Origin of the sequence: Saccharopolyspora sp. NPDC049357, from assembly GCF_040677225.1 — a bacterium.
Lineage (GTDB): Bacteria > Actinomycetota > Actinomycetes > Mycobacteriales > Pseudonocardiaceae > Saccharopolyspora.
In genome coordinates, this window is record NZ_JBFAQJ010000021.1 from 105216 (window position 1) to 114806 (window position 9591).

Consider the following 9591-nt stretch of genomic DNA (forward strand, 5'->3'; position numbering starts at 1 on the left):
CGATCGGCGTATCGGCCGCGCCCGATGAACTAAGGAGGCCGTCATGGGCATCATCGGATGGATCGTTCTCGGCTTGATCGTGGGAGCCATCGCGAAGCTGATCATGCCGGGCAAAGACCCGGGCGGCATCATCGTCACCATGCTGCTCGGGGTCGTCGGGGCCTTCCTCGGCGGGTTGCTCGGCCAGTGGATCTTCGGCATCGGCCTCGAGACGTTCTGGTCGCTGCAGACCTGGATCGTGGCGATCATCGGATCGGTCGTCGTGCTCGGGATCTACCGCGTCATCGTCGGCCGCAAGGCGGTCAAGGGGTAGTCACCGCTGACCGTTCACCGGGGTGCCGCGCGAGCCGAGTTCGCGCGGCACCTTTTTCGCTGCTGATGCCGGGCAGGTGGGCGCTGAGGCGCCGATCGGGTGTGCGAGGATGAAGGCGATCGTGGACCGCCGTCCCGGCGGTGCGCGAAACCCAAGCAACAGGCTTTCCGGCCGCGCGTGGCCGGTGTGGCGCAGGAGGGGAACGTGGCGAGCACCGAGCTGGAGAAGAAGCCCAGCCAGGCCATCGACCCGGCCGAGGAACCGTCGGTCGAGTGGGGCTGGCACGGCGGTTTCCCGAAGGGCACCCAGATCGCCGGCTGGTTCTCGGTCGTCGCGGTCCTGTGCATGCTCATCGGCAACCACCAGGGCATCCTCAGTGGCGGCGGGCATTTCAAGATGGAAGATGTCTGGCTCATCGGCACGGCCGCAGTCCTGGCCGCCGGCCTGCTCTACGACTTGGCCAAGAACAAGCGCCGTCGCTGACCCAGAACCTCCGAGAAGCCGCCCCCGGAACTCCGAGGGCGGCTTTTCGCTGCTCATGCCTGCTGTCGCGGTCACCCCGGGGCGGTTTTGGCCCGAACGGACCGGGCACAGCGGACGATGATCATGGGCGGACCAAACCGCCCGCAGGTGCGCTCAGCGCAACGCGTGCCGGGAGAAGAAGTCCATGATCAGCGGAGTGGCGTCGATCGGCGCGGGCTGATCGGAGTCCGGGTTCGGATGCGTCGCCGGCCAGTCGTGCGCGACCGAGTCCATCCGGTAGTGCGCGACCTCGGCCCCCTCATCGCACGCCCGGTGCTCCACCGCGTGCACCCCGTCGCCGACGTCGCGGGTGACCGGGTCCGGGTCGCAGCCGTTGCGCTCCGCCCAGCCCGCCAGCCAGTCCGGGATCGGCGGGAGCCCGCGTTCCGCGTCGCCGTCGTAGGGGATCGTGGCGTCCAGCGACCCGTGGAAGTCGAGGATCGGTGCCGGACGCGTGGGCTCGCAGGCACCGCCCTGCGGGTAGAAGGCACCGGAGACCGGGGCGAAGGCCGCGATCCGGTCGCTCATCCGGCAGGCGAGGACCCCGGTGAAGCCGCCGCCGTTGGACTTGCCCGCGGCGTAGATCCGAGCCGGGTCGACGCAGAGATCGCGCTCCAGCTCGTCGAGCAGGTCACCGGTGAACCGGACGTCGTCGACGTCGGCCGAGTACGGCGCCCCCTGCCAGGCGGTCTCACCGTCGGTTCCGACGAGCCCCTGCGGGTAGACCGCGATGGCGTCCGTGCCGGAGAACTCCGAGAGCTCCTCCTGGTACGCGGAGTCCCGCGAGTGCCCGTGGAAGGACAGCACCAGCGGAGTCGGCCGCAGCGGCACGTAGTTCTCCGGCACGTGCAGCAGGTAGGTGCGGGTGATCCCGCCCGACACGATCTCCTCGGTCACCGATTCCCCGGGCGCGACGGCGGTGTTCCCGCAGCCCGTCGACACCGCCCGGTGATCGGGCGCCTCGGCGTGGGCGGGAGCGGCGAGCAGCACCAGCGCCGCCGCGACGATCGAATGAACCGCTGCGCCACGAATTCTCAGGTCAGGCACCATTGCCTCCCAGCTCGATCACTCAGACCTGAGGATCATGGGCCACCGGAGGGGAAACCGACCACTTCTGTTCATTGCGGTCACGAATTCACGGCCGAAGCCGCCACACCGCGTCCATCGGAACCGCTTTGGTAGATGATCAGCGGACACCTGGCCGCCAAGTCCGTGGACATCTGGCCGCTACCGGGTGGGCTACTCCTCGGCTGCGAGCTGGCCGCAGGCCGCGGCGATCTCCTGGCCGCGGGTGTCCCGGACCGTGCAGGAGACCCCGGTTTCGCGGACCCGGCGGACGAACTCGCGCTCGACCGGCTTGGGGCTGGCGTCCCACTTGCTGCCCGGGGTGGGGTTCAGCGGGATCAGGTTGACGTGCGCGAACTGGCCGAGGTGCTTCTTGAGCAGCTTGCCGAGCAGGTCGGCGCGCCAGGGCTGGTCGTTGATGTCGCGGATCAGGGCGTACTCGATCGACACCCTGCGGCCGGTGTGATCGGCGTAGCCGCGAGCGGCCTCCAGGACCTCGGCGACGTTCCAGCGGTTGTTGACCGGCACCAGCGTGTCCCGCAGCTCGTCGTCGGGGGTGTGCAGCGACACCGCGAGCGTGACGTGCAGGTTCTCGGCTGTCATCTTCCGGATCGCCGGCACCAGGCCCACGGTGGAGACGGTGACCGAGCGCTGCGACAGGCCCAAGCCGTCGGGCGCGGGATCGCAGATGCGGTGCACCGCGTCGATCACCCGGCGGTAGTTGGCCAGCGGCTCGCCCATGCCCATGAACACGACGTTCGACAGCCGCCCGGGGCCTCCCGGGACCTCGCCGTCGCGCATCATGGCCGCCGCCGAGCGGACCTGGTCGACGATCTCGGCCGTCGAGAGGTTGCGCTGCAGGCCACCCTGGCCGGTGGCGCAGAACGGGCAGGCCATGCCGCATCCGGCCTGGCTGGAGATGCACACCGTCGCGCGGTCCGGGTAGCGCATCAGGACGCTCTCCAGCAGCGTCCCGTCGTGCGCCTTCCACAGCGTCTTGCGGGTGGTGCCCTCATCTGTGTCGAGGTTGCGCACCGGGTTGAGCAGCTGCGGCAGCAGGGCCGAGCCCAGCGCCTCGCGGCTGCCCGCCGGGATGTCGGTCATCGACTCGACGTCGGCGTTGAGCCTGCCGAAGTAGTGGTTGGCCAGCTGCTTGGCGCGGAACGGCTTCTCCCCCAGCTCGGCGACGACGGCCTTCCGCTCCTCGGCGGAGAGGTCGGCGAGGTGGCGCGGCGGCTTGCCGCGGCGCGGGGCGTCGAAGACGAGCGGCAGGGATTTCGTAGACATAGCGCCCTACAGTCTCCCACGTCCGCGGACGACCTTGATGGGCAGCCGGTTGACCGGACCCGTTGGTCTTCGCGGCCTCCCGATGTATGGTTTTCGGCGTGGCGAAACCTGGACTTGCGAGTCGCCGAAACACGGCCGTCCTGGTCGTGGTCGCGATGCTGGTGTCGGCGTGCGGCACCGGCCTGAGCAAGCCCGATGACGGCCGCAAGCACGTCGTCACCACCTTCACCGTGCTCGCGGACATGGCGCGCAACATCGCCGGCGACGCCCTCGTCGTCGAGTCGATCACCAAACCCGGCGCGGAGATCCACGAGTACGAACCCACGCCCAGCGACATGCTCAAAGCCGCCAAGGCCGACGTGGTGCTGAACAACGGGCTCGGCCTGGAACGCTGGTTCGACCGGTTCGTGCAGCGCAGCGAGGCCGAGCACGTGACGCTCAGCGACGGCGTCGAGCCCGTTCCGATCCGCAGCGGCGAGTACCAGGGCAAGGCCAACCCGCACGCGTGGATGTCCCCGCGCACCGCCGCGATCTACGTCGCCAACATCACCGACACCTTCATCCGGATCGACCCCGCGCACGAGACGACCTTCCGCGCGAACGCCGACGCCTACCTGGCCCGGCTCGCCGAGATCGACAGCTACCTGCGCGACGAGCTCGCCGCGCTGCCCGAGTCGCGGCGGGCGCTGGTCAGCTGCGAAGGAGCCTTCTCCTACCTGACGCGCGACACCGGTATGAGCGAGGCGTACCTGTGGCCGGTCAACAGCGAATCCGAGGGGACGCCGCAGCAGATCAAGGACACCACCTGGTTCGTCCGCGCCAACGGGGTCCCGACGGTGTTCTGCGAGTCCACCGTCAACGACGGCCCGCAACGCCAGGTGGCCCGCGAAACCGGCGCCAAGCTGGGCGGGAAGCTCTACGTCGACTCGCTGTCCGGTCCCGAGGGGCCGGTCCCGACCTACCTCGACCTGCTGCGCCACGACGCGCACGTCATCGTCGCCGGACTGCGCGGAGGGACACCTTGACCGCCATCAGCGCCCACCACGTGACCGTCCGCTACGGCGACGTGCTCGCCCTCGACGACGTGTCGGTGGACATCCGCGAAGGTCGCATCTGCGGCCTGCTGGGGATGAACGGATCGGGCAAGTCCACGTTCTTCAAATCCCTGATGGGCCTGGTCAAACCGGACGCGGGCAACATCCGGATCATGGACCGCGACCGAAAGCAGGCGCGGCGCGAAGGACTGCTCGCCTACGTCCCGCAGTCCGAGGCCGTGGACTGGACGTTCCCGGTGACGGTCGCCGACGTGGTGCTGATGGGCCGCTACGGGCACCTCGGGCTCACCCGGCGCCCGCGCCGCGCCGACAAGGCCGCGATGCGCGCGGCGCTGACCCGCGTGGGACTCACCGACCTCGCCGCCCGGCCCATCGGCGAGCTCTCCGGCGGCCAGCGCAAGCGGACCTTCGTCGCGCGCGGCATCGCGCAGGACGCGCGGCTGCTGTTCCTCGACGAGCCCTTCGCCGGGGTCGACAAGAAGTCCGAGGCGACGATCAGCGACCTGCTGCGGGAGCTGCGCGACGAAGGGCGCACCGTGGTCATCTCCACCCACGACCTGGCCAGCGTTCCCGAGCTGTGCGACGAAGCGGTCCTGCTGCAACAACGCGTGATCGCGCACGGCGCGATCGACGAAGTGCTCGCACCCGAGGTGCTGGCCCGCACGTTCGGGGTGGAGGCGCGATGATCGAGTGGCTGATCGAACCCCTGCAGTTCGGGTTCATGCAGCGGGCACTGCTGGTCAGCCTCGTCGCGGGGCTGGTGTGCGCGGTGCTGTCGTGCTGGGTGACGTTGATCGGCTGGTCGCTGCTGGGCGACGCGGTCTCGCACGCCGTGCTGCCGGGGGTGGTGCTCGCCTACGTGCTGGGGATGCCGTTCTCAGTGGGGGCGTTCCTGTTCGGCAGTCTCGCGGTCGGGCTGATCGCGGGCGTGCGCAACACCACCAAGCTCAAGGGCGACGCGGCGATCGGCGTGGTGTTCACCGGCCTGTTCGCGCTGGGCCTGGTGCTGGTGTCGCGAATCCCCAGCCAGGTCGACCTCAACCACATCCTGTTCGGCAACGTCCTGGGCGTCACCGACTTCGACATCACCCAGGTCCTGATCATCGCCGCCGCGGTGCTGGCGGTGGCACTGCTCAAGCGCCGCGACCTCACGCTCTACGCCTTCGACCCCACGCACGCGCACGCGATCGGCATCTCGCCGAGGCGGATCAGCACCCTGCTGCTTGCGATGCTGGCGCTGACCGTGGTGGTCGCCCTGCAGGCGGTGGGGGTCGTGCTCGTCACCGCCATGCTGATCACTCCGGGGGCGACCGCGTTCCTGCTGACCAAGCGGTTCCCGCAGATGCTGGCCACGGCCGCCGGCCTGTCGGTGCTGTGCGCGGTGACGGGCACCTACCTGAGCTTCCACGTCGACACCTCGACCGGCGGGATGATCGTGGTCTGCCAGTCGGTGGTGTTCGCCCTGGCCTACCTGCTGGCCCCCGGGCAGGGGCTCGTGCCCCGAGCGCTGCGGCGACGGTCGGTCGTCGGTGACCGAGCGACCGCGGGAACGGCGCCGCCCGTATCGTGAAAGTCATGCCGAGCGAAACCGAGCGCCCGTCGCCTTCGGTGGAGGACTACCTCCGGGCGATCTACGGGCTCAGCGAACGGGGCGAACCCGTCACCAACGCGACGCTGACCGCGCGACTCGGACTCAGCCCCTCCTCGGTCTCGGGCATGATCAACAAGCTGGACCAGCTGGGCCTGGTCACCCACGTCCGCTACCGCAGCGTCGAGCTCACCACCGAAGGCCGCAGGCTCGCGCACTCCGTGCTGCGCAGGCATCGGCTGATCGAGCTGTTCCTGGTCGAAGAGCTCGACTACAGCTGGGACGCGGTGCACACCGAAGCCGACGCGCTGGAGCACGCCGTCTCCGACGAGCTCGTCGAGCACATCTCCGCCAAGCTGGGCAACCCCACCATCGACCCGCACGGCGACCCGATCCCCACCGCCGACGGCCTGCTCCCCGCGCCCAAGACCCTGCAGCTCGACCAGATCGAGCCCGGCACCGTGGGCACCATCGCGCGCGTCTGGGACACCGACTCCGAGCTGCTGCGCTACCTCACCGAGCACGGCATGACGCTGGGTTCGCGGATCGAGATCGTGGAGCGCAAGCCCTTCGGCGGACCGCTGGTGGTGCGGGTCGGGGAGCCCCCGCACGCCGAAACCCACTTCGTCGGCGACGAGATCGTCGCGGCGCTGTCGATCAGTGTGCAGAGCTAGGTTCGCCGGTCAGCCGGGAACCGATCGCGTGGGAGCACACCACCTGCTGCGGCGGGCGATCCGGTAGCGGCTCCGCCTGTGCGACCTCTTCGCCGTAGATCTGCTCGGTGACCAGCCTGCTGTGCAGCTCATCGGTCCGGTGCGCGCCGAGCACCGCCATGAGCAGGTCGAATCGGCTGCTGGTCAACGACACGGCCACGTAGCAGAATCCGCCCATTCCGGCGAAGATCAGGCTCGCGGTGATCCACATGTTCAACGCCTGAGCCAGCGTGATCACCGAAGCGCCCAGGGCCAGGGCGGACCCGAACGCGACCGCTCGCGCGATGGCCGCCTGCCGGAGCATCGAGCGGAACACGGGGTGCTGCCGGCACAGCTGCCGGATGATGCGGGCGCGCTCGTGACGGTCCAACTGAGCAAGCCGACTGAGGCCCGCGGTCACCGGCTGCGCCGCGCGGAATGCCATGGCTGCTCCCGAAAAACCCGACTACGTGCATACGACATCGCCCAGTCGATCACGCGGTCGGACGGCGATCAAGCCGTCATTCGGGGGCTTCGCATTGCGGGAGGGCGGCGAAGACGTGACGCTGCCTACAGAAAGGGCCCGCTCGAACGCGTCGAGGGGCCTCTGGCGCCGTTTTCGGGAGTGATCGCTGTGAGCATCGCACTGGGTGCACCCGGTTGGACCGACCTGACGTCGCACGACGTCGAAGCCGCGCGCGAGTTCTACACCGGGCTGTTCGGCTGGCGCTGGGTGCAGCGCTGCGAGTACAGCATCGCGTTCCGGGACGACACACCGGTGGCCGGGCTGCTGAAGCCGGATTCCGACCACATCCCGACGGCGTGGACGCTGTACCTGGAGTGCGAGTCGACCCGACGCGCGACCGAGCGGATCCGGGCGTTGGGCGGGAAGGTCCTCGTCCCGCCGACCGAAACCCCCGGGCACGAGATGTTCCTGATCGCCGAGGACCCGGGTGGGGCGGTCGTGGGCCTGTGGGAAGCACCGGAGAACGCGGTGTTCGGCTGGGCCCGAGCGGGCGCGCTGTGCTGGGCCGAGGTGCACACCCGCGATGCCTCGGCGGTCGACTCCTTCTACGCGGAGCTGCTGGGCTACCGGCAGGAGCAGATCGGCGAACCGGGCGGCGATTTCGACTTCACCGTCTGGCACGTCGGCGACCAGCCGATGCTGGGCCGCTTCGAGTCGAGCCGGTCGCTGCCCGCCGACGTCCCGTCGCACTGGCAGCTGTACTTCCAGGTCAACCCCGACCACGACGCCGACGCCGCGGTCGCCAAGGCCCAGTCGCTGGGCGGCGAGGTGCTGCGCGAACCGACCGACTCCCCGTACGGGCGAATGGCCGTGGTGCGGGACGTGGTCGGCGCCACCTTCACCGTCATCGACACCGACCGGCTCACCCCCGAGTGATCAGTCCAGCACCAGCGGGTCGAGCTCCGCGATGTGGTCGCGGTCGCCGATGACCTCGATCTCGGTGATCCGGCCGTCGTGGACGGTCACGACGAAGACCGAGTGCGCCTTGCCGCGAGGCGCGTAGGCCGCGCCGATGGAGTCGCCGACCAGCGCCGGACGCGCCAGCTTGGCGCCGTTCTGGAACGCCTCGGCCACGACGTCGGCGCCACGCGACTCCGCCGTGAGCGCGGGGGCACCGGCCTTGCGGGCGCGGGCGGCGAGGTCCACCGCGCGCTGATCGGCGCGCAGCACGACGTCCGGGTCGAGCACGTTCAGCAAGCCCTCGAAGTCACCTTCGCGGGCGGCGCGCAGGAACGCGTCGACGACCTCGCGCTGCGCGACCAGATCGGGTTCCGGCTGTCCGCTCCGCCGAACGCGGCGGCGGGCGCGGCTGGCGAGCTGCCGGGTGGCCGTCGAGCTGCGTCCCACGATCGGGGCGATGTCGTCGAAGGGCACGGCGAACATGTCGTGCAGGACGAACGCGAGGCGCTCGGCAGGTTCGAGCGCGTCGAGCACGACGAACAGGGCCAACCCGACGGAGTCGGCCATCACCGCTTCCGCTTCCGGCGTCGGCCCGTCCGACGGCTCGGGCAGGTCGTCGGCAGGCTGCTCGGGCCTGGAGCGGCGAGCGCGGAGCATGTCCAGGCAGACCCGGCCGACGATCGTGGTCAGCCAGCCGCCCAGGTTGGCGACGTCGTCGGCGCCCGCGCGGTCCACGCGCAGCCAGGCCTCCTGCACAGCGTCCTCGGCCTCGGCGTGCGAACCGAGCATCCGCAGCGCGACCGCCTTCAACCGCCTGCGGTGCTGCTCGAACCGCTTCGCCAGGAAATCGCTGTCGTCCATCGGTCACGTTCCTCCGTCGCCGCCCGTCATGGGGGTAGACGAGCCGGGACCGGCTCATGTGACAGGGAGGCACCCATGCAAGCACGGATGAACAACCCCGCGATGCTCCTGCCGGACGCTTTCAAGTCGATCCAGGCGCTGCTGAAGACCGTTCACTCGGTCGACATCCCGGTGGAGACCCTGGAACTGGTGCACCTGCGCTCCAGCCAGATCAACGGGTGCAGCTTCTGCGCGCACTACAGCTCCAAGCAGCTCAAGGAGCTCGGGACCAGCGACGACAAGCTCTGGGCGGTGGCCGCTTGGCGGGAGGCCCCCTTCTTCGACGACGGCGAGCGCGCCGCGCTGGAGCTGGCCGAGGCCACGACCCGTCTCGCCGACAAGGGCGACGCCGTCGACGACGAGCTCTGGAAGCGGATCACCGAGCACTACGACGAGGAGCAGATCGCGGCCCTGACGCTCATGATCGGTCTGTCCAACCTCTTCAACCGCGTCAACGCCGTCACCCGGCAGCCCGCCGGCGAGACCTTCTGACCGATTTCCACTGAAATCCGTGTCCCGATTTCCACTGAAATCCGTGTCCCGATTTCCACTGAGATCCGGGCACGGATTTCCATTGAAATCCGGAACCCCGCGCGCGAGAGGTGCCGTGGCGGGCGGTTTTGGTCCGAACCGTCCATGATCGATGTCCGATTCGTCCGGACGGTTCGGACCCACTACTGCGTCCATCCCGAACGGTGTTGGACGAACTGGGTTCCCGCATTCGCTCGACGGCCGGACAGCAC

The 9591-nt window shown here is 69.5% G+C and carries 12 protein-coding genes; 8 read left to right on the top strand and 4 right to left on the bottom strand.

Features of this window, described 5'->3' with window-relative positions:
- Positions 1-43 precede the first annotated feature (43 nt).
- Positions 44-313 (top strand): GlsB/YeaQ/YmgE family stress response membrane protein, encoded by a 270-nt coding sequence (locus AB0J91_RS19110; RefSeq protein WP_363789037.1) that lies wholly within the window; start codon positions 44-46, stop codon positions 311-313.
- A 204-nt stretch (positions 314-517) separates the two neighbouring features.
- The gene (locus AB0J91_RS19115) at positions 518-796 is read left to right on the top strand and encodes a DUF2631 domain-containing protein (RefSeq protein WP_363870470.1); all 279 of its coding nucleotides are present in this window, start codon (positions 518-520) and stop codon (positions 794-796) included.
- Positions 797-949: 153 nt separating this feature from the next.
- On the opposite strand, the gene AB0J91_RS19120 is transcribed toward AB0J91_RS19115, so the two are convergent.
- Entirely contained in the window at positions 950-1882 is a 933-nt protein-coding gene (locus tag AB0J91_RS19120; protein ID WP_363870473.1) for a ferulic acid esterase, read from the bottom strand.
- A gap of 192 nt (positions 1883-2074) precedes the next feature.
- Positions 2075-3187 carry a 23S rRNA (adenine(2503)-C(2))-methyltransferase RlmN gene (gene rlmN, locus AB0J91_RS19125; RefSeq protein WP_363789034.1) on the bottom strand — a complete coding sequence of 371 codons (1113 nt, stop codon included), beginning with the start codon at positions 3185-3187 and terminating at the stop codon, positions 2075-2077.
- 98 nt (positions 3188-3285) lie between these two features.
- Between rlmN and AB0J91_RS19130 the strand changes: the two genes are divergently transcribed.
- The 4 genes from AB0J91_RS19130 to AB0J91_RS19145 are packed head-to-tail and all read left to right on the top strand — an operon-like array spanning position 3286 to position 6504.
- Positions 3286-4212 carry a metal ABC transporter substrate-binding protein gene (locus AB0J91_RS19130; RefSeq protein WP_363870475.1) on the top strand — a complete coding sequence of 309 codons (927 nt, stop codon included), beginning with the start codon at positions 3286-3288 and terminating at the stop codon, positions 4210-4212.
- Positions 4209-4928 (top strand): metal ABC transporter ATP-binding protein, encoded by a 720-nt coding sequence (locus AB0J91_RS19135; RefSeq protein ID WP_363870477.1) that lies wholly within the window; start codon positions 4209-4211, stop codon positions 4926-4928. Before AB0J91_RS19130 ends, AB0J91_RS19135 begins: the two co-directional genes overlap by 4 nt.
- On the top strand, positions 4925-5812 hold the full coding sequence (locus AB0J91_RS19140) for a metal ABC transporter permease (protein ID WP_363870479.1): 888 nt from the start codon (positions 4925-4927) through the stop codon (positions 5810-5812). The genes AB0J91_RS19135 and AB0J91_RS19140 overlap by 4 nt, the downstream gene beginning before the upstream one ends.
- Positions 5813-5817: 5 nt before the next feature.
- On the top strand, positions 5818-6504 hold the full coding sequence (locus AB0J91_RS19145; RefSeq protein WP_363870481.1) for a metal-dependent transcriptional regulator: 687 nt from the start codon (positions 5818-5820) through the stop codon (positions 6502-6504).
- On the opposite strand, the gene AB0J91_RS19150 is transcribed toward AB0J91_RS19145, so the two are convergent.
- A complete protein-coding gene (locus AB0J91_RS19150) occupies positions 6488-6967 on the bottom strand; it encodes a hypothetical protein (RefSeq protein ID WP_363870483.1) in 480 nt (159 codons plus the stop codon). The two genes, AB0J91_RS19145 and AB0J91_RS19150, sit on opposite strands and share 17 nt — an antisense overlap.
- Positions 6968-7156: 189 nt before the next feature.
- Here AB0J91_RS19150 and AB0J91_RS19155 point away from each other — a divergent pair, with 189 nt between their 5' ends.
- Positions 7157-7924, top strand: coding sequence for a VOC family protein (locus tag AB0J91_RS19155; protein WP_363870485.1), 768 nt, complete (start codon positions 7157-7159; stop codon positions 7922-7924).
- Here the strand turns inward: AB0J91_RS19155 and AB0J91_RS19160 are convergent, their stop codons facing one another.
- The gene (locus tag AB0J91_RS19160) at positions 7925-8809 is read right to left on the bottom strand and encodes a sigma-70 family RNA polymerase sigma factor (RefSeq protein WP_363870487.1); all 885 of its coding nucleotides are present in this window, start codon (positions 8807-8809) and stop codon (positions 7925-7927) included.
- A gap of 75 nt (positions 8810-8884) precedes the next feature.
- On the opposite strand from AB0J91_RS19160, the gene AB0J91_RS19165 reads away from it, so the two are divergent.
- Positions 8885-9340, top strand: a complete 456-nt coding sequence (locus AB0J91_RS19165) for a carboxymuconolactone decarboxylase family protein (protein WP_363870489.1) — start codon at positions 8885-8887, stop codon at positions 9338-9340.
- The last annotated feature ends 251 nt before the right edge of the window (positions 9341-9591 follow it).